The organism is Veillonella sp. T14073-2, assembly GCF_002959875.1.
Taxonomy (GTDB): Bacteria; Bacillota; Negativicutes; order Veillonellales; family Veillonellaceae; genus Veillonella; species Veillonella infantium.
In genome coordinates, this window is sequence record NZ_PPDC01000011.1 from 45,337 (window position 1) to 67,151 (window position 21,815).

General features: G+C 36.0%; 16 protein-coding genes. All 16 read left to right on the top strand.

Annotated elements, in window-relative coordinates:
- The first annotated feature begins 54 nt into the window (after positions 1-54).
- The 16 genes from VCHSUH04_RS08925 (at position 55) to VCHSUH04_RS09000 (ending at position 21,350) form a co-directional block, all read left to right on the top strand.
- Positions 55-813 (top strand): DUF4422 domain-containing protein, encoded by a 759-nt coding sequence (locus VCHSUH04_RS08925; protein ID WP_105086268.1) that lies wholly within the window; start codon positions 55-57, stop codon positions 811-813.
- 32 nt (positions 814-845) lie between these two features.
- Entirely contained in the window at positions 846-1,700 is an 855-nt protein-coding gene (locus tag VCHSUH04_RS08930; protein WP_105086269.1) for a phosphorylcholine transferase LicD, read from the top strand.
- Between the two features lie 14 nt (positions 1,701-1,714).
- The gene (locus VCHSUH04_RS08935; protein ID WP_105086270.1) at positions 1,715-2,791 is read left to right on the top strand and encodes an alanine--glyoxylate aminotransferase family protein; all 1,077 of its coding nucleotides are present in this window, start codon (positions 1,715-1,717) and stop codon (positions 2,789-2,791) included.
- Between the two features lies 1 nt (position 2,792).
- On the top strand, positions 2,793-4,127 hold the full coding sequence (locus VCHSUH04_RS08940) for an adenylyltransferase/cytidyltransferase family protein (RefSeq protein ID WP_105086271.1): 1,335 nt from the start codon (positions 2,793-2,795) through the stop codon (positions 4,125-4,127).
- An 11-nt stretch (positions 4,128-4,138) separates the two neighbouring features.
- A complete protein-coding gene (locus VCHSUH04_RS08945) occupies positions 4,139-4,960 on the top strand; it encodes a phosphorylcholine transferase LicD (protein WP_105086272.1) in 822 nt (273 codons plus the stop codon).
- 4 nt (positions 4,961-4,964) lie between these two features.
- Complete coding sequence (locus VCHSUH04_RS08950) at positions 4,965-5,918, top strand: glycosyltransferase (RefSeq protein WP_105086273.1); 954 nt, start codon at positions 4,965-4,967, stop codon at positions 5,916-5,918.
- 151 nt (positions 5,919-6,069) lie between these two features.
- Positions 6,070-7,320 (top strand): flippase, encoded by a 1,251-nt coding sequence (locus VCHSUH04_RS08955; protein ID WP_105086274.1) that lies wholly within the window; start codon positions 6,070-6,072, stop codon positions 7,318-7,320.
- 34 nt (positions 7,321-7,354) lie between these two features.
- Positions 7,355-8,905, top strand: coding sequence for an O-antigen ligase family protein (locus tag VCHSUH04_RS08960; RefSeq protein WP_105086275.1), 1,551 nt, complete (start codon positions 7,355-7,357; stop codon positions 8,903-8,905).
- A 209-nt stretch (positions 8,906-9,114) separates the two neighbouring features.
- Positions 9,115-9,525, top strand: a complete 411-nt coding sequence (locus VCHSUH04_RS08965; RefSeq protein WP_105086276.1) for a hypothetical protein — start codon at positions 9,115-9,117, stop codon at positions 9,523-9,525.
- A 358-nt stretch (positions 9,526-9,883) separates the two neighbouring features.
- Positions 9,884-10,210 (top strand): Tat pathway signal protein, encoded by a 327-nt coding sequence (locus tag VCHSUH04_RS08970; RefSeq protein WP_105086277.1) that lies wholly within the window; start codon positions 9,884-9,886, stop codon positions 10,208-10,210.
- Between the two features lie 615 nt (positions 10,211-10,825).
- On the top strand, positions 10,826-13,099 hold the full coding sequence (locus tag VCHSUH04_RS08975; protein ID WP_105086278.1) for an autotransporter domain-containing protein: 2,274 nt from the start codon (positions 10,826-10,828) through the stop codon (positions 13,097-13,099).
- 306 nt (positions 13,100-13,405) lie between these two features.
- Positions 13,406-14,614 (top strand): hypothetical protein, encoded by a 1,209-nt coding sequence (locus tag VCHSUH04_RS08980; RefSeq protein WP_105086279.1) that lies wholly within the window; start codon positions 13,406-13,408, stop codon positions 14,612-14,614.
- A 534-nt stretch (positions 14,615-15,148) separates the two neighbouring features.
- Entirely contained in the window at positions 15,149-17,512 is a 2,364-nt protein-coding gene (locus VCHSUH04_RS08985; RefSeq protein WP_105086280.1) for an autotransporter domain-containing protein, read from the top strand.
- 359 nt (positions 17,513-17,871) lie between these two features.
- Positions 17,872-18,441 (top strand): hypothetical protein, encoded by a 570-nt coding sequence (locus VCHSUH04_RS08990; protein WP_105086281.1) that lies wholly within the window; start codon positions 17,872-17,874, stop codon positions 18,439-18,441.
- Between the two features lie 260 nt (positions 18,442-18,701).
- The gene (locus tag VCHSUH04_RS08995) at positions 18,702-20,081 is read left to right on the top strand and encodes a YadA-like family protein (protein ID WP_105086282.1); all 1,380 of its coding nucleotides are present in this window, start codon (positions 18,702-18,704) and stop codon (positions 20,079-20,081) included.
- Between the two features lie 225 nt (positions 20,082-20,306).
- Positions 20,307-21,350 (top strand): inverse autotransporter beta domain-containing protein, encoded by a 1,044-nt coding sequence (locus VCHSUH04_RS09000; protein ID WP_105086283.1) that lies wholly within the window; start codon positions 20,307-20,309, stop codon positions 21,348-21,350.
- The last annotated feature ends 465 nt before the right edge of the window (positions 21,351-21,815 follow it).

Below are 21,815 nucleotides of genomic sequence, written 5' to 3' on the forward strand. Positions count from 1 at the left end.
TTCATATGGTAAGTAGATAGACTTGAGAGACAACAATCATGTAGGAGAGTACTAGTGAATATTAAGATTTTAGTAGCTACACATAAGCAATATTGGATGCCAGAGGACTCCGTGTACATGCCAATCCATGTAGGGCGAGAAGGTAAAGCTGATATTGGTTATACCGGCGATCATACAGGAGATAATATATCCTCAAAAAATGCGAATTATTGTGAATTAACAGGCCTTTATTGGGCTTGGAAAAACCTTGATGCGGACTATATCGGTCTCGTTCATTACAGACGATACTTTACGCGCAAAGAGGTGCGTTCCGTAGAGGACAAAAAGAATCAAATTCTTACAGGTCCAGAATGGGAAAAACTACTTTCAGAGTATCCTGTTGTGGTAGCAGATAAGCGTAAATATTATATTGAATCTAACCGTTCTCACTATAATCATGCCCATCATAGTGACGGTCTTGATGCGGCAGAGCAAATCATCGCTGAAAAATATCCAGAATATAGCGCTGCTTTCACAAAGGTTTGCAATCGCACATGGGCGCACATGTTCAACATGTTTGTCATGCGTCGCGACCTATTTGATCAATACTGCCAGTGGATGTTCTCTATCTTGGAGGAAATCGAACATCGCGTCGATATTTCCAATTACGATACATACGAAGCTCGTATTTATGGTTTTGTAAGCGAAATCTTGCTTGACGTATGGATTGAAGCAAATAACATCGACTATAAAGAACAAAATGTATCCTTTATGGAGCCTCAAAATTGGTTGAAAAAGGGTGGCTTATTCTTAAAAAGAAAATTCTTTAAATAATAGACCTATTTGTATTATGGAGAAATTTTTTGATGCGAGAAATTGGTTTTTCGGAAATTAAGCGTGTCGCTTTAGATATTTTAAAAGATGTGGCACATTTTTGTGATACACATGATATTCGATATGTATTAGCCTATGGAACGATGTTGGGGGCTGTTAGACATAAAGGCTTTATTCCATGGGATGATGATATTGATATTATGATGCCACGGGATGATTATAATCGCTTTATTAAGCTATATAATGACCATAATCCAAGATATCAAGTATATTCTATTGAAAACGATGATAGTTACACCTATACAATGGCAAAGGTATTCGATCAAGAAACAGTTATGATTGATAATACATTATGGCGTAATTTTGATAAAGCAGGTGTATTTATAGATATTTTCCCTATGGATGGGTTACCAGATGATACACAGGCACAACAAAAACTTTTTAGACACCAACAACTTTTAAATTTGTTGTTCCATGGATCGTCTATGAAATTTACATTTAGTAATCGCTACGTAGACTCTAAAGGTAGCTTTGCTAAGCTAAAAGGTTATGTTCGTACATTCTTGAAATTTGGTGCCATTAGCTTAATGCATTTTTTACCAACTACAAGTTTAATTAAAAAGATTAACCAAGATGCACAACAGTATCCATTTTCAGATGCGAAATATATAAGTGTTCTCGTTGACTGTGCAAGTGGTAATAAACGAGAGGTCTATGAAAAGACCTTGTTTGATAATAGAAGTTTATATCCTTTTGAGGATACTGAGTTTTGGGGACTTACAGATAGCGATTTCTATTTAAGTCATTTGTACAATAATTATATGGAAGCACCACCTGAAGATCGCCAGGTACCGCATCATAACTATAGAGTATATTGGAAACAATAAGAGGGGATTATATTATGAAACTATTTACAGTAGGACCAACACAAATGAGAAAGGAAATTCTTGATGTAAGACATCAACAAGTTCCTTATTTTAGAACAGCAGAATTTTCTGAAGTTATGTTAGACTCAGATAAACTGCTCAAAAAGTTTATGAATGCACCAGAAAGCTATAAATCCATCTACTTAACAGCTTCTGGTACAGGCGCATTAGAAGCTACTATTATGAATTGTATGAATGAAACTGACCATGTACTAGTTATTAATGGTGGTACTTTTGGGCAACGTTTTGTTGATTTATGTGAACTCCATGAGATTTCTCATACTGTGATTAAACTAGAAGATGGCGAGGCGTTGACTGCTAAACATTTTGATGCAGTAGAAGAACAATCATTTACATTTGTTATTGCTAATATTGATGAAACTTCTACAGCACAGCTATATGATATTAATTTATTAAGTAGCTTTGCTAAAAAGAAACAAGCGTACTTAGTGATTGATGCAATTAGTTCGTTTTTAATTGATCATTATGATATGGCTGGTAATAATATTGATGTTACTATTTTGAGTTCCCAAAAAGGACTTTGTATTGCACCAGGTATATCTCCTATTGTAATTAGTGACAGATTATATGAGGAACGTGTAAAAAATAATCACATTAAGAATCTTTATTTTGATTTCAACCAATATATAAAGAACTTTACAAGAGGTCAAACACCATTCACACCTGCTGTTGGAGTATGCTTAGAAATGAATAAAGCATTACATTTAATCGAAGAAGAAGGTTTTGAAAACTATTTATCTCGTATTGATAGTGTGGCAAAAGATTTCAGAAATAGAATTAAAGAACTACCAGTATCTCTTCCTACTTTTACTATCAGTAATGCGGTTACACCTATTCGTTTTGAACAACCAATCGCTAAAGATGTATTTACAATTTTGAAGGACAAATATGATATTTTTGTAAATCCTACGGGTGGGGTCAATGAAGACTTTGTACTACGCGTTGCTCATATTGGTGATACAACGATTGAGGATAATAAAATGCTCGTAGAAACAATGAAATCAGTCATTAAAGAGATTACAGGTAAATAATATGGTAAAAGTGATAACATATGGAACATATGATTTGTTTCATGAGGGACATTATAATCTATTAAAGAATGCAAAAGCATTAGGTGATTATCTTATTGTTGGGGTTACATCCGACTATTTTGATAAATCTAGAGGCAAATTTAATGTTCGTGATTCTTTAATGACGCGCATTGATAATGTGCGTGCTACAGGTTTTGCAGATGAAATCGTAGTAGAAGAATATTTTGGCCAAAAAATAGATGATATCAAACGTTTTAATGTAGATATATTTACTGTTGGATCTGATTGGGAAGGCTATTTTGATTATTTAAATGAGTATTGTAAGGTAGTTTATCTACCAAGAACACAAGGTATTTCTAGTACTCAAATCAGAAATTCCGAGAATGTTAGATTAGGTATTATTGGTAATGAAGTTATTTTGGACAGATTTTTAGATGAGTCTAAATTTGTTAGTGGTATTGATATTATAGGTGGGTACACAGAGACAGATGAGACTGATACTATCTATAAATCATATCAGTTTAATGATTTAGAGCAATTTTGTTCATCTGAAAAGTTACTAGATGAGGTAGATGCGGTATATATTAACATGCCTTTATCTAAACGTGGTGCGTATATTGAAAAAGCACTACAAGCTAGAAAACATGTATTAACAGAATTTCCATTTAGTAGTGACCTTGATGAAACATTACGCTTGATAGAGTTGGCGAAATCTTCCAACTTAGTATTAATGGAAGGCTTAAAAACAGCGTATAGCCCTGCTTTTAATAAGTTAATTGCCATGGCTCGTAGTGGAAAAATTGGTAAAATCTTTAATGTAGAGGCTAATTTTACACAAGTTTTGGGTGATGATTTGGCTAATCAAGTTAGAATAGCGGGTGGTAGTATTTTATCTTTAGCATCCTATCCGTTATTGGCTATCTTTAAACTCTTAGGCTTTAATTATAACCGCGTTGATTTTATAAGCCATAAGGTTGATGATGTCGATATTTTATCGAAAATTAATTTCCTTTATGATGATGCGATGGCTTCTGCTACAGTGGCTATCAATGCTAAAGCTGAGGGTGATTTAGTCATATCTGGTTCTAAAGGATATATCTATGTACCTGCACCTTGGTGGAAAACAGAATTCTTTGAAATGCGCTTTGAAGATGTAAACTTGAATCAAAAGTACTTCTATAAATTTGAAGGTGAAGGTTTACGATACGAAATTGTTGAGTTTTTGAAATGTATTAGAGAAGACTCTGAAAGCTTCTTGATGAGTCATCAAGATATAGTTGAAGAGGTACGCGTTCTCAATAAGTTTGTATCTGATACAGATGTTACTGTTATTTAGTATGGGATTGGATGAGTATGCAACAATTATCTTTACGAGAAGTTCAGCTAGAAGAGTTGAATCTTCTCAAGGATTTTGACCAATTTTGCAAAAAATATAATTTAAAATATAGTTTATGTTATGGCACATTAATAGGTGCAGCTCGACATAAAGGGTTTATACCTTGGGATGATGATATTGATGTTTGCATGCCAAGACCTGATTATGAACGGTTATTAACGTTAAAAGAGCACTACGATCACGATGGATTAGAGCTAATTGCTAATCCTATCAATCATAGTTTGGATGCAACCTATGCGGCTATAATCAATAAAAATATCCCTTGTGAAAATATATATTCTAATACATTGCGTAGTAAGTATTTGTGGATAGATATTTTTCCTGTTGATGGATTTAGTGAAGATATGTCCATTATGAAAGAGATTTATGATAAATCGATTTTTTATCAAAAAATACTTACATTAGCTAGTGCTAAACTATTTAAGGGAAAATCTCTCATCCATGCTTTAGGCAAATTAGTTGTTGTACCATTATGTCGTTTATTTGGTAAACAACGTTGTATTGATATTATGGATCGATTGGCTAAATCCTATGATTACAATACCTCGGAGCATGTTGGTGTAATTGCATGGGGTGAAGGTGTAAAGGAACGATTATCTAAACAAGATTTTGAGAAGATGACTACCATTGAGTTTGAAGACCAATCATTCTCTGTTATGTCTTGTTGGAGAGAATACCTGGATAATATGTATGATGATTATATGCAGATGCCTCCAGAGGACCAACGTTGTGGACATAATATTGTTGCATATAAGATAGATCGAAAGGATTAAGTATATGGAGCCATTAATTTCTATTATTGTTCCTATTTATAATGTTGAACAGTATGTTGATAAATGTATTCAATCAATACTTAATCAAACCTATCAAAATTTAGAAATTATTTTAGTTGATGATGGGGCAACTGATCGCAGCGGTTCTATTGCTGATTCTTATGCGGCGAAGGATAAACGGATTAAGGTTCTTCACAAAGAAAATGGTGGGCTTTCCGATGCTCGTAATTATGGTTTAGATCATGTTACAGGAGACTATATTGTATTCGTTGATAGTGATGATTTTATAGAAAATACAATGTGTGAAAGATTATTTACAGTAGCGAATAGTAGCAATGCTGATATGGTTTCTTGTAATTATTATATCTATAGAGGCGATGATGATATAAGTATACATACTATGTCTGTTCAAGATGATAAACGAACTTTCACAGGCATGGATATGTTGAGATATTATCTATTAAAAACGGAACCATTCGATCTCAATGTAGTATGGAATAAACTTTTTAAATCTGAGTTATTCAATGGGACAGTACTAGTTCGTTTTCCAAAGGGGAGAGTTCAAGAGGATAATTTTACTATTTTCAGGCTATTTTTAAATGCTAATACTATAGTAACGGTAAATGAACCCCTTTATTATTATGTACAACGCGCTGGTAGTATAATGGCTAATTTCAGTAGACGTTTTATGACAGATACAGTAGAGTCCCACATATATATGAGTGATTATATTATGAATCACTGTAGTAGTGTAAAGAATGAGTTGCAACTGTATCTTTTAAATTCCTATGTGGAATTGTCTCGTAGAGTTTGTGCAAATAAATGTAAGAAAGAGTACAATGATTTACTCACACAATATAAACACTATGTATTAGCTCATACAGTTGATACTAGCCATAACCCACTGTGGAAATACAAACAATATATAAAGAGGGTATTGGTTAAATTGTATTATTAAATATGAATTATATATATTTGTAAGGTTGTATATTATATATGATTAAAACCCATAGAGATTATCTTGATATTTTTAGATTGATAATACTATGGGGTTTTCTCTAATTATGAAAGCATGATTAGTAAGGTTTGATAGATATTAATGTTAGAGGATGGGTAATGTGAGGAAGAGTTACTCCGTATTAATAGAGAATATATTTTCTCTGCTGACTCTGCGTGCTTTAGAATATGTACTCGCATTTATCTTAGTACCATATTTGATTCGCGTATTAGGACCATTGCATTTCGGGATGATTGCCTTTATGCAAGGTATTATGGAATATTTCCGAATTTTTGTTGATTTTGGGTACTCCTTAACAGCACCAAAGGCAATAGCACAGGCTGAAGAACAGAAGATAGGATCTCTATTTGCCAAATATTTTTATGGAAAAGTATGTATATTAATATTTGTTACCATAGTATTTTTTGCTATTTATAATTTGCAACGTATATTACTAGGAAATATGATTGATATAGTATTATTTCAGGTTATGTACTGTGGAATTATAGGCAATGTTTTATTTCCTGTATGGTTTTTCCAGGGCATACAGAAAATGCGGTATATTACTATCTTAAATATGAGTGGTCGTATCTGTACAATGCTTGGTATATTTTTACTCGTAAAATCTCCAGATGATTATATACTTGCGGCATTTTTACAAGCTTGTACTCCATTAATTGCAGGTATTTTTTCAATAGTTTGGTTAAGAAAACACTATACAGGATTATTCAAATTGCCACCTATGGATGAGATTATTAATTCTTATAAAGAAGGCTGGTCTATATTCGTATCTTCGTTGGCAGTTAACTTGTATACTGCAACTAATGTAGTAGTATTAGGTATGCTTACGAATAATGTTATCGTTGGTTATTATAGTGCTGCTGATAAATTAATTACCTGTGTTCGCAGAGGTATATATGCTGTAAGTGATGCCATATATCCCTTTATCAGTAAGATGATGAAGGATGATATTCCTAAAGGATTACGATTCATTAAAAAGCAATTATTCTTATATCTGGTTGTAGGCCTTGTTGGTTGTACATCTCTATTTTTATTCTCAGATACTATCGTTAAGCTATTGTTCGGAGCTGATTATGATTTAACAGTTGATGTATTACGAATCTTGTCATTTGTTCCATTAGCTGTTGCTATTAGTACTGTATTTGGTGAAGAAACGATGTTACCCCTTAATATGAATAGTGCTTATAGTCGAACTCTAGTATTAGCAGCATTCTTTAGTTTGTTATCTATATTCCCATTGTGTTATATGTGGGGTGCAGAAGGCGTAGCAATGACAATGCTACTAACAGAATTTCTAATTATGATTGTTATGGGAGGCTTATTATGGAAGCGACTCTTGTAAGATGTATTAACTAGTTTGTGAGGTTTGTCTTAATATGATTAATACAGCATATTATAAAATTCAAGAGCTATTGCTTTGTGCAATGATAATTTCATTACCATTGATGCGGATACCAGATCGGTATACTTTGTTCTCAATGGGTAATAATCTATCAATGATATTTCTTTTCTTTTCCATTTTACTATTTATTGTATATAGCATATGGAACAAGAAAACAGAGGTTCCATTTAAACCATATTTTGCTATATCTATCGTTTGGATTGTTTTTTGTACTATATTAGGGGTATTCTCTTTTCCTTTTTATGATACTGTTATTTACACGTATTTAATCAATACATCTGTTGTCCAAAAACTATATGCGCTATTTCCTTCGTTTGTAGGGAATGAATTTATCCTACAAGTAAAGCTAATGGTGTCTTTAGTTTGGTATCTGTTTAGAAACTTTATATTCCCCTTAATTGGTCTATTCTTAATCATTTTTAATCTATATAAAGATGATTGTAAAAAAGGTCTTGATACTATTGTTAATGCTGCAAGGATATTAACAATACTATGTATAGCCTACTCTGTTATAGAGGTTTCTTGGCTATGGAGTGGTTCGGATTACTTGGCTAGTATATTAGTAACTATTAATAATAGCTTATATGATCCTGTTGTTCAAAGTGGGTGGTGGCCTCCGGAATTATGGCCAGGTCAACTTAGAAGCCTTGCGTTAGAACCATCCTATTTTAGTATGATTGCTGTATTTTTGGCACCATTATTAGGTATTCATTATGTGAATTCTAAAAATAAACTTGATATTATATTAGCATTTCTCTTAGTTTCCATGATTTTCTTAACTAAAGCTCGCACAGGTGTTGTTGTTTATCTATTCGAACTCGTAGCATTTATTGTATTAAGTCTAATCTTTAGATACAAATCTTGGTGGAAGCTGTGTCTATTTACAATTGGTCTCAGTGTTCTTAGCTATTCTTTCGCCATTGTTGGTGATTCTGTAGTAAGTCCTATGATTAAGACAAGTATTTCTCAAACGACTGCTGTCGAAGAAGCACCTAAGGCTATATCTGTAGAAAAAGCTTTAGATAAATATATTGATAGCAATGTTAAGTCGGTTAGCAATACTAGTTCTAGATCTAATTCAGCTAGATTTGGTAATACAGTTGCGATGTTTAACGTTGGACTAGACCATTTAGCATTTGGCGTTGGTAGAGGCTTGCACTCAAGCTATATGGTTGATAAATTCCCTGATTTTGCTAAAGATAGTGGCGAAGTTAAACGTTGGACGGAAGATGTGTTACAAAAAGGCTTTCTAGCATTTGAATATCCAGTGCTTAATGAATTTGCAGCTATATTGGCCTGGTTTGGGTTGATAGGTGAAATTTTGTTTATTACTCCAATTATATATATATTGTACAAATCATATAAGATTAAAAAGTATATTAATAATCCTACATTAGTCTACCTACTAGTGGCATTCTTTGGGCAGATTGCATGCTTTATGAGTAATGAATTTTTATTGGCATATCCAATACTTGTAGGGATTTTGATCTGTTATATTAAATTTTATGAGCATAGTGATGCATAAATAGTATGGGGAGTTAATGTATTAGAAAGTACAAAATATATATTGTAATTAATATTTAAACTAAATCGAATAAATTTGATATTCTATTTATGGATTTTCTGTCTCATAATTGGTTATAATCTATACAGTAATATTATGGAATGAATATATTGGGAGTTTTCATTTCTGGGGATAAATTAGTTAATATATAGGTTTGGGAGAATTTAGCTATGAGAAAATATGTACTTTCAGTTGATAAGAATAAGCCAATAGAGCTTGAAATCACAAATATTTTAGATGATGACAAAACTATAGTGCGTGGTCGTCTTAATACATATCATTTGGATTATGATGTAGAGACATCTTCTGTGTTATTAAGCTTTACTTTGGAAGACGATCGAGAGACTATATATAGTATTAGATTACAAGAAGATGACTCTTTATTAAAATGTTTAGATTGTACTCCTCAGGAGGTATTCTTTAACATTGTTAACTTCCTAGGTGAAGTAATACATAAGGCTAAATCTGTTGGATATACATTAGTTATGAAGTTAGACTATCAAGCTTCTAGATTATTTGTAAAGGATTTAACAAAAATCGGTGAGGAATATCGCGTATTTAATGGAGAATTAGTATATTAGGATAATTTTTAATAAAGTATATAGTAGAATTAAAAGAAGGTATCAACTGTAATTGATACCTTCTTTTATATAGAAATAATTAACTTATTAGTTGAAGTATAGTATATGTTAAATGTATAAAATATGTCACAACACCCTCATATTTGTTTTGTATTTTATGGTGTATATGCACGATAATAAGCTAGTCATGCAGTATATGTGGGATCTTATCTTTAGTACGTATCAATATTATAATTCACCATTATTACCGCTCTATGCTGTGTTAATAGTGACGCAGAAGGTGCCATTTTAATGTGAATTTCACCGTTTTTTTGGTATAATAAACAAGTATTCGAACGATAAAACGGAGGTAATTCTAATGCGTAAATTCTTATATATGTTAGCGACTCTGCTCGTGTTAATCGGTATTAATACACATGACGTAGAAGCTCGTACCGATGTATATGCTACGACCTATAACGGCAATAGCTGGTATGTAGACCAAGACTCTGTAAAGAGAGTAGGGGATGTACTTAATTTCACAGTATATACGACATCTGGTCTTAGCTATAAGGTAACATCTAGCGATAGTAATTATTACAATGCAGATGTATTCTACTATAACAACAAACTCGTTTCAGACAATGGTCAATCCGTCTGGAAATCCCCAGGCATGATGGCCGCCATGCGCGTGGCGCGTAAATAATAGATATAATAGGTCTAGTACGTAAATAATAGAAATAATAAAGGCAGCGAGATAATCGCTGCCTCTTGGTTTATAATACAACATATTAGTATTGTTTATCTGTATTTGACGATATATGATATAAACCCTATAATATAAACAGATAGCCAAACGAGTGGTTCCGTCGGGCTCATCTCACAGTTACAAAAAATTGATGAAATGGCCTTTCAGTTACCTAATTATCCAGGGGATAACGAAGGGCTATTTGTCTTTTCCAAGACAAATAAGAGCCACAAGTGCACCAAAGGCAATGACAACCGTCATTGCCTCTAGAATTATCATGATTAACTCATAATCACTCATAGACAACCCTCCCTTCATTAACGAAGAGAGGCCCGACCTCACTGGCTATCCTAAGTCCATTATATGGCGAACATATAAGCGAATCAATAAGAATCTATAAATAGAAATATACAAAAATATATATACGTATACCTTGGCAGTAACTATAGTTACTGCTTTTTATATTGTTATATACAATATGTGGTAAATTTTCCTCGTATTTACAAAAATGCAAATATTAAATATAATTAAATTATTTAATAATAGTTTATATTGTGTAGAGAGAGGGTTCTTATGAAACGCATGTGTAAAGCGAAATTATCCTTAGCAATTGCCCTGACGATTGCTAGCTCTGTAGGTCAGTATGCAATGGCGGAATATCCTGTTTTTAGTTTGACTAAGGGTGAAACTGTAGACTTGGGAACACCGCAAGGTACAATGTATGGGCTTGATGCAGATAATTTGAGTACCATTAATGCAGATTACGTAACCGGTAGATTAATTGATGAACGTAATACTATCATTACTAGCCAAAATGGCAGTACTGTGAATATTAAAAATGGTGATCTTCAAGTTGGTCGTAGCAGTAATCCAGTTGTTATTTCTAAAGGTGGTACTGTAAATCTTGGCGTAGATGGTAATACAGGTAATTTTACTGGACATGATATGTCTATTGAAGGTGATGTCCGTATCGATGGCAACCCTAATTATGCATCTGTAATTAATATCGGTTTAGATAGTGATGAAGTAATGTGGACTGGCTTTGCTCTTAATGTAGCAGATAAAAATGCAAAACAACCAAACCATATTAATGTATACCTTGGTCAACGTGGCTATTGGGATCATCTTTATCAAGGTGGGTTAAATGGTACTGGCTTTAGTACAATGACAACACCAAGCCGTGTACATCGCTTGGTAGGTTCTAAAAATCGTAGTTTTGAAAATGCTGTAGTGCAAAATGAGCACAATGAAATCCACATTGATAAGTTAGTCGGTCATGTAAACTTCTTCTACGATGCGAATGGTGAGTATGCCGATACGGAAGATCCAGAATACACACCACCAACTAAAACCTATAATGGTGTGACACCAGATTCTTTCTGGGGTGGTGATATCCACATTACAAGTGCAGCTCCTGGTGCGGCTGCTCATGTGTACACGACTCAAAAAGGTCTAGACATGTCTTCCGAAGAGAATGTAAATAAGATCTTAGATAATTTGGCACATAAGATGTATTATCATAACTATGTAAATGGTGAAAGAAACCTTCAAGGCACAGTAGCTATTGCATCTGATGGTTCTGAATCTGGTCGTTTTACAGTTATTACTTCAGGTCATGCTAAAGAAGGGGACATTACTTGGCAAGCAGATAAAGATGGTCAAGGTAAATACGTATATGGTGAAAATAAACCAGCTCCGAAACCTCAACCTGAGCCAGAGGTAAAACCGACTCCAAAACCTGAGCCTAAGCCTCAACCTAAGCCAACTCCAAAACCAGAAGTAAAACCAGAGCCAGCTCCAGCACCAAAACCAGAGGTAAAACCTACACCAGCTCCGGCTCCAAAACCTGAGGTAAAACCTACACCTCAACCAACTCCAAAACCAGAGGTGAAACCGGTTCCAGCTCCAACGCCTAAACCTGAGAACAACGGTCATATTCACGTTATCATGGGTGATTTTGATACACCTCATATGCGCGGCGCTCGTTCTTCTATCATGAGTAATATCAATGGTTGGAGAACATTGACAGATAATATGTATCGTCCACGTGTATTGCAACAAGGCGAACCAACAGGTATTTGGGCTCGCGTTGGAGGTGGTAAATACAGCTTCAATGCAACAGGTATCGACACAGATACTACATATACACGCATTCAAGGTGGTTACGATGCTAAAACTAGCAGCGGTTGGACAGTAGGTGGTCAAGTGTCTTACCTTCGTGGCAATGATGATTACGTATTTAACGGTACTGGCAAAGAAAAAGCCTTTGCTGTTGGTGCGTACGGCTTGAAAGATCTTGGTAATAACCAATACATCCACATCGAGTCTCAAGTAGGTCGTGCATCTAACGACTTCACTGTTCGTAATGAAATTGGTGAAAGACTGTCTGGCGAGACTAAAGCTAATGCATACTCTATCGGTGCACGCTATGGTAAAACTGTGAAGCTTTCAAATGGTACATATATTGAACCACAAGCACAATTAAGCTACACTCACTTTGGTGGCGATAGCTTCAATGCTGGCAGCATGCATGTAGAGCAATCTGGTGTGAGCAGCACCGCAGGTGGTCTTGGCCTTGAAATCGGTAAAAACTTCGGTGCAGGTAATATCTATACTCGCGTTGGCGTAAATCATGCCTTCTCTGGTACAGTAAAAACTACTTACACAAGTGGTGCTACTACTAAATACACATCCGAAGACATTAAAGGTACTTGGACAGATCTCGCATTTGGTGGCCGCTATGGCTTCAATGCAAATAACAGCATCTTCGCTGATATTAGCACAGGTCTATCTGGCGACTATAAAGCAGGTTGGTCTGTAAATGCAGGATTTACACATAAATTCTAATATAATAGTTACTATATAAATATATAGCACTCATAAAAAAAGAGCCTCATGTATTGGATGTAACAATCTAATACATGGGGCTTTTATAATATATTTCGTATATTTCTATAACCCTAATATTGATAGACCCCCAAAAGAATGAGGCATCGACTATAATCGGTGTCTCATTTTTATCGTCTAGTTGCCAACCCATTTTCAGATGAGATATTAATAGGTCGAGGTATTACCTCTAGAATTAATATATTCCCTCGTGCTATATTACATATGAGTAGTATTTTTACGTTCATATGTATAAGGAGATACTCTATGTTTAACTTTTATAGTGAGTTATTATTACGTTTACAGAAACAATTTGTATCCGAACATGAATCTGATTTCAAATCTATTGAGGATTTGTTAGAAGCATTTATGACTCAATATAATCGTGGTGATTTTAATAATACGATAGAAATGAAATTACGTGATTTATATGAGGCTGCAGAAGAGGCTGATACGAATGAGAAATCAAGGAAGTTATACAATGAAATCCTTGCATTATGTCCAGATGAAGTAGATGCTAAACGAGAACTCATAGCCCTTGAGTTACATCCAAGCTTTCAAATTTATCAGTTGAAACAGCTAGTAGAATCGTTGAAAAAACCAAAGAAAATAGATTGGAATATAATAGAGACGCGTCCTTATATGCGTTGCCTCATCGACATGGGGATGATATATTTAGAATATAATATGTATAATGATGCGATTACCTGCTTTATGCCAGTTTTTCACGGAGACAAGCAAGATCATTCGGGATTTCTTGTGTATATGATGGTTGCTTGTTGTGGCGCTGCCAACTGGGATCGCGGCCGCAAGGTATATCAGCGATATCTTGCATGTTGCGATGATATACAAAATGCATTTAATCAGGCTCCGGATATCATGTTGCCTATGCATATGCTGTATATTCTATTGGCTTTGCAGTGTGGTGAAAGCAAGATAGCCCATGATGTATTAGCAGATCTTGTTGATGAATATGAAGATATTGATTGGTTATTACAAGATGCAACGCGCTGGAACGATTTTGTAGAAGATCATTTAGAGGCTATTATGTATATGGTAGACCAAGTGAGCAACATAGATTCTGACCCACGAGAATTAATAAGCTTATATACTGCTATCTCATTTTTACCAACTCAATTAGTGGATTTTGAAAGTCCACTATGGCAGACTCTATATGATGCGTATGAACGTGTTACCGGTCGAACTGTTATAAATCGGTACTCTAATGATAGTTATATGGGAAAACGCGAGTCCGCTCATATGAACCCCGTAGAGGTTGCTAAAGGTGGGGCTTTGCGTGGAAATCCGGTATATGACAATATACGGTTCGGTGCACAAATTACACTTTCACAAGCCGGCCTATACACAGTAGATGATTTTAAAACAATTACTAAACAAGAAGTATTGATGCTACCGGGCATTGGTAAAAAAACAGTGGAACAACTAGAGCATAATGGTGTTATATTTAAAGCCTAAGATGTGACTTGAATTTAATAGCGATCCTAGGATAATGAAGGGCTATTTGTCTTGGAAAAGACAAATAGCCCTTCGTTACCAATAACTCGATAACTGAAAGGCCATTTCATCATGTTTTTAATCCTTTTGAGATGAGCCCGACGGAACCACTCGTTTGGCTATCTGTTTATATTATAGATATAATCATATATATCGTCAAATTACGATGAATAATACTATAGATTTCAATAAATTTGAATTAGTAAAGGCAGTGATCTAGTCACTGCTTTTTTATGTTCTCGTTTTATAACTCAAATATTAATGTCTTAAATAACTTTAAATAAAAATATAGAAATTCATTTACAATTCACAAAAAATAGTGTAATATTTTAAATATATTTTAAAAAGTGTTAGACGTGAGTTCTTAATAAAGTGAGTATATATCTATCTTTTTCTATAAATAACGACTGATAAATCAACTTATAGATATATTCGTTTATGAAGAGACTTTCACAAATTTGAGTGTAATTGTATTAATAGTTGAGGTGTAAGAGGATGAGAGGTAGAAATAAGATTTTATTATCTGCTGTTATGATGACTTTATTGTCATCTACGATGGCCGTGCCAAGTACATGGGCTGCAGCAGGTCTTAATTCTGATGGCCGCGTATTTGCCGTAGGTTCTGAAAGTAAATTTGAAAGTACTGGTAATACGACTGCGAATGGTGTAGTCGCATCTGATGGTGGTCAAGTTACAATTGGCTCTTTGGATACTCCTGATGCATCTCAATTGCCTAAACGCTATCGTCAACCAGCTTTCATTACAGGCATGCTAAATAACAGTTCCATTCAAGTAGATGGCGGTGTTATGGACGTGACTACTGCACCATGGAAGTCTCCATATCCAGTAGCGTTTGCATATAATAGTAAAATTAATCTCGGCATTGATGATGCGGGTACTGTAAAACACAAAGTGTTTAATATGCAAGGTGATGTGCTGGTATCTGATAAAATGATGCCTCCTCATCAAGAACAGCAACCATCTGTGATTAATATCGGTCTAGGTCGTGCACATAACAGTCCTAACCAGTTCTCCGGTAAAGCTGTGAACACCTTAGAGGATAAAGGTGGCGAAATCAACATGACCTTTGATGGTGGCATGTGGAGCCATGATAGCATGGGCGGCTTGGAATCTTTCAAAATTGATGGTAAAACAGAACGTAGTAGTATTAACAACCTCACAGGTACTCGTACGCGCGAAGGTTTCAGCCGTATTGCGCAAGATTCTCGCAGCGACATTCATGTAAATAAATTGGACGGCCATATCAATGTTATTTATGACATGAGTGATAGCACGGGCTTGAACTTCGCTAAACAAGGCTCCAAGAAAAATGGTCTTGATCCGGCTGATATCGAGGGTGGTAACTTCATCGTGAAATCTGCTGCAGCTGGCTCCGGCGTGCATGGCTATGTAACAGGCGATCATCTTGATACTTCTTCTGAAAGCAATGTAAACAAGATTTTAGATAACTTGGCCCACAAATTCTATTATGAAAACTATGTAAACGGTGAAAGAAACCTTTCTGGTACAGTATCTATTGCTTCTAAAGGTATTGTGTCTAGCTACAAAAAAGCGTTGACTACAGACCAAAAAGAAGGGGATATTACATGGAAAGACGGTAATGGCCAAGGCTCCTATGTGGTGCCAGAACCAAAACCTACACCGACTCCAGATCCTAAACCGGTTACACCTGTAACTCCAGATCCTAAACCAGTTACGCCTGTGACTCCAGATCCAAAACCAGTTACACCTGTAACTCCGGATCCTAAACCAGTTACACCAGTAACTCCAGATCCAAAACCAGTTACACCTGTAACTCCGGATCCTAAACCGGTTACACCTGTGACTCCAGATCCAAAACCAGTTACACCTGTAACTCCAGATCCTAAGCCAGTTACACCAGTAACTCCGGATCCAAAACCTGTTAATCCTGTAACTCCAAATCCTAACCCTGTTATTCGCGGTGCTTATGATACACCTCATATGCGTGGTATTCGTTCCGCTGTAGTAGGTAATATCAATGTATGGCGTACAGTAGCTGACGATATGTATCGTCCTCGCGTATTGCAACAAGGTGAACCAACTGGTATTTGGGCTCGCATCGGTGGTGGTAAGTACAGCTACTCTGGCAGTGGTATTGATACAGCTACAGATTATACACGCATCCAAGGTGGTTATGATGCTAAAATCAGCCGTGGCTGGACTGTAGGTGGTCAAGTGTCCTACCTTCGCGGTTCCGAAGATTATGTATTCGATGGTTCCGGCAAGGTGAAATCCTTCTCCGTTGGTGCTTATGGTTTGAAAGACCTTGGCAAAGATCAATATGTTCATGTAGAAACTCAAGTTGGTCGCGTATCTAATGACTTCACAGCTCGTAATGAAATTGGCGAAGCTATGTCTGGCAATACAAAATCCAATGCGTACAGCATCGGTGTTCGCTATGGTAAAACATTGAAATACGCTAATGGTTTCTATGTAGAACCACAAGCACAATTGAACTTTACACACTTTGGTGGCCGTAACTTTACTGTAGATAATGTATCTGTTAACCAATCTGGCGTAAATAGTACTACTGGTAAGCTTGGCCTTGAATTGGGTAAACAGTTCGGTAATGGTAACCTTTATACACGTTTTGCAGCAGGTCATGCTTTCACAGGCAATGTAAAAACCGCATTCTCTAGTGGCAGTGTTGCGAAATTAACAGAGCAAGACCTTAAAGGTACTTGGACTGAACTTGCTTTCGGCGGCCGTTATGGCTTTAATAGCAACAATAGCGTATTTGCTGACGTTGCCACAGGTTTGTCTGGTGACTACCAAGCAGACTGGGGCGTAAACGCAGGATTTACACATAAGTTCTAAGTGTAGATTTATTAAATAATCTTTTGTACAATAGCTAACATATATAGCCTCCTAATAATAGAGTCATGACTTTATTATTAGGAGGCTTTTATTGTATGGAGTATAGAACTAACTATATAGCCACCTATGCATTTTTCTTCTAACCTTAATGAAAAACTATATAGACGAAATACGATATATCGTGTATACTAATGAAAATGTAAGCTACTAGAATCATTATTGATTGAAGCACACTGTATTAATAAATTTACCATGCTTAGTATGGGGGTCTCTATGGGGATAAAAGTTCCTCAAGAGATAATATCTATTACATGATAAATGAAGTAGCTCTGGGGAGGGCACTTCGAGAGAGGAGACTTATGAAACTAATTAAATTATTACCAGTTATGGCAATTGCTTCTGTATGTGTTGCTGGTCAAGTACATGCGGCACAAGATCCTTTGATGATGCCTGAACAACCTGCGGCTCCTTTGACTGCAGAACAACAAGAAATCTCTCTAGCTGTTCCTAGTGAAGAGGTAAAAGCTGTAGTATCTGAATTTGCAGCATTCCAATTGGGGATGAGCAATGCTTTAATCAAAGACGACAATCGCGTAATGTCTGGTCAACAACGTTATACTAATAACGTGTTGTACTACATGAATGTTCGTCGTGACTGGTATATTACAAGCCATCGCTATAAAAAAGATAGCTATGCTCGCGTAGCATTAGACCGCTTGTACTTAGATTACAAAGAATTCTTCACAAACCACACAACTGTGTCTGACATGAATCAAGCTGAATATGAAAACCAAATTTTGGCAATTCTTGAAAAGAATACAGCTAACATGTCTAATGATGAATTGCGTTTCTACATGAACGAAATGGTAATCTACAGCTTGAAAGAAGCTATGCGTGACGGTAATAACCGCGTTAAACGCATCCGCTAATCGGTATATACAACTATATATCTATGAAAGAGGTAACGGCATAGGCCGTTACCTCTTTTGTTTTCAAAACAAATGCCCTCGTAGGAACAAATTCCACGGGGGTTTGTTTATTCATTAATTATATTATCTGATTTATTCTTTATGAATTATTATTTATATTATTTACATATTTTTTCGATAGCAGTATAATCTACTTGTAGAATTATGAGGAAAGTATGAAGGAGAAGTGTTTTGTAGTGTAACAAGGGAGGCGTATGATTATGAATCACGCAAAGAAACTACAATTATTAGCAGTACTCGGAGTTTTGACTATATCTTCTGCTAGCTTGGTACAGGCTGCAGATATTCCTGTTGTTTCTAGTGGTGGTGCCACTTATAACATTGGTTTACAAGGCTGGTCATCTTTCACTAACTCAGATAATGTACATCTTGGTGGTCAAACTGGGGCGGCTAATAGCGATCCCTATGCCCATGCAGGGGATCCAAATGCAAAGGGGAATAATATTGCCATCGGTCGTCTTGCTTTGAATGGTTCTCAAGGTGGTGGTAACGTAGCGCTTAGCTCTAAGACATTTGTAGGCGGTAAAGGTGATTATAACTTCTTAGGTAACTTTGCAGCAGGTTATAATTCAACCATTTCCGATACAATTGCTATAGGCTACTTTACAGGTTCCTACTCTCAAGGTAATAAAAACGTATGGCTCGGCGCTTCTCAAGCTGCCGCTAGTAAGGGGAATAACACTGTATTAATTGGTTCTAACTCTACTGTAAATGGTAATTTTAACTATGGCATGGGTCATGGTGTTATCTTTAAAGGCGATAAGAACTCCGCTATTGGCGCATATAACAAAATTGAAGGTAACCAATCAGGCGCCTTTGGTGTAGGTACGTATAATGTAGATACTGTTAAGGGCGATAATTCCTACAGTGTTGGTAATAAGAACCAAGTGAGTGCTAATAATACATTCGTAGTTGGTAATAATGTGAAAACATCTCTAGACAATGCAGTTGTATTAGGTAATAATTCTACTGCTGAAAGTAGTGATGTAGTGAGCACTCCAAGTTATACCTACAATAATGGTGTTACTGAAAGATTCGCCGGTACTGCTCCTGTGTCTACTGTATCCGTTGGTGCAGCAGGTCAAGAACGCACTATCACTCATGTTGCAGCAGGTCGTATTACAGCGGATTCTACAGATGTGGTTAACGGCTCCCAATTATATGGTACAAACCAACAAATTGATGTATTGCATCGAGATGTACGCCACGTGGAAAAAGAATCCAACCGCGGTGATGCTCGCGCCGCAGCACTAGCTGCATTGCATCCACTACAATTTGATCCTGATCACAAGGTTCAAGTTATGGGTGGCTATGGTCACTACAAGGGCGAAAATGCATTGGCTCTTGGCGTAGGTTACTATCCGAAAGAAAACCTACTCCTTACAGCAGGTACAACTGTAAGTGGTGATTTGATGACTAATGTAGGCGTATCCTATAAATTCGGTGAAAATAAAACATTGCCTAAGATTTCCCCTGCATCCTATAACGCATTGGAACAACGGGTAGATACATTAGAAGCACAAAACAAAAAACTACAAGAAACAGTAGATATGCTTGTGCAAAAACTTAATGAAAAATAGAATCTAATATCAAATATTTAATATTCAGTGTAGTAATATAGAATAAGCTTTAATATTGATAAAGGATATGAAAGAGGTAATAACATGGTTATTACCTCTTTTTATATACATATAATAGTAATATAATACGTTTCTAGTGACCTCTTATCTTGACATACATAAACATTATTCGATACACTAGTATATATTTCATTTGTTGTTCATGAATTTTAAATGTAGAGAGTAATGAAACGTATTGTGTGTATCGCCTTGAGCGCCCTATTGTGTTGTGTGGGTACAGCTGAGGCAGAAAAACAACAATTACATAATGATAAGGGCGTAGTGTCTGCAAAAACTGATGCTCAAACAGAGCGCATGAAGGCCGCATCAGAGGGCTTTCACATTACGCCTGCTGCCACACCAGACCATGTGATTGGCCAAGGTGGGCCGCTCATCATGGATCGGCAAGATACTAAGACCGTGCAGTATAGCAATGTGGATGCAGTGAACCGCGCCATTAATGCAGTGGCTATGTCCAATGTATCTAATGCTATGTATGGTGCCAAAGGTAAGCCGTGGATGCGACGCACTACGCTGAGTTTTCAGTTCCAAGAAGGGTGGAAGCCGCTGTATTCTGCGGAGACTATTCAGCCTCTAGGTCATTACGATAATACCTCTCGTGATGTGTGGTTTACGCAGCAGCGCATTTCTCGCGCCTCTGATACGGGTACTACCCTTAATGTAGGTGTTGGGTACCGTCGTATTTCCAAGGACGACCGTCGTCTCTATGGGGCTCATCTATTCTATGACCATCGTTTCTTGAATCGTCACGATCGGCTCAGTGCTGGTCTTGAATATATGTCTGGTGAAAGCGAGTTTCGTTTTAACTGGTATGGTTCTGCTTCCGATGAGCGTGTTTTGGATGCGAACCAGCATACCTTAGAGCGAGTATCTAATGGTTATACCTTAGAATATGGTAAAACCTTTAAAAATGCGCGCTGGGCTAGAGTCTATGTTGAAGGCTATCACTGGAACCAGGATAGACAAGCTGATAAGAATGGTTTGCGTATAGGCTCTGAGATGCAACTTACGCCGCGTGTATCTGTAGATATGGGATACAATAAGCCGGAACATAGCTCTGGCGGTGCATATGGTAAAATTACATTCCGTTTAGCGGGAACTCCGATGGCTTGGTATGGTGGCAAGCATCGTTTAGAACAATCTGCAACGGTTCGCGATAAGATGCTCAACCTCGTAAGACGAACTAATACGGTTTTTGTTGAACAATAATTTTGATAACTGAATAGACAAATTGAATGGTCATGCCATTTCCTGCATTCATTTTATTTTAATGAAAATTAAATGAAAAATAACCTACTATTGTTCCTATATAAGTGATATACTCTAGGTAAGGGAAACGTTAGTGTTCATATCAATTGTTCTTTAAGATAATGGCTTTTTATAAAAGCCATTATCTTATTATTTGATGCCGTGTGATCGCCCGTTCATCTTAGTTACTCTCCAACTATGTGATAATCTTTGTGTTGTGTTTACTTCGAAATCTCTCTCTTAATAACAAACCTATATCATACGGCACCGGTAAGGGGTTCGCCTTCCTCTTACCAAAAAAAGGATAGTTAATTCTCATCGATTAACTATCCTTTTTTATATTCTCTTAATAGATATATAAATTACTGTTTACAAAATTCGTATACGTGCTACAATATTCATATAAAACTCATGAATAAAAAGTGA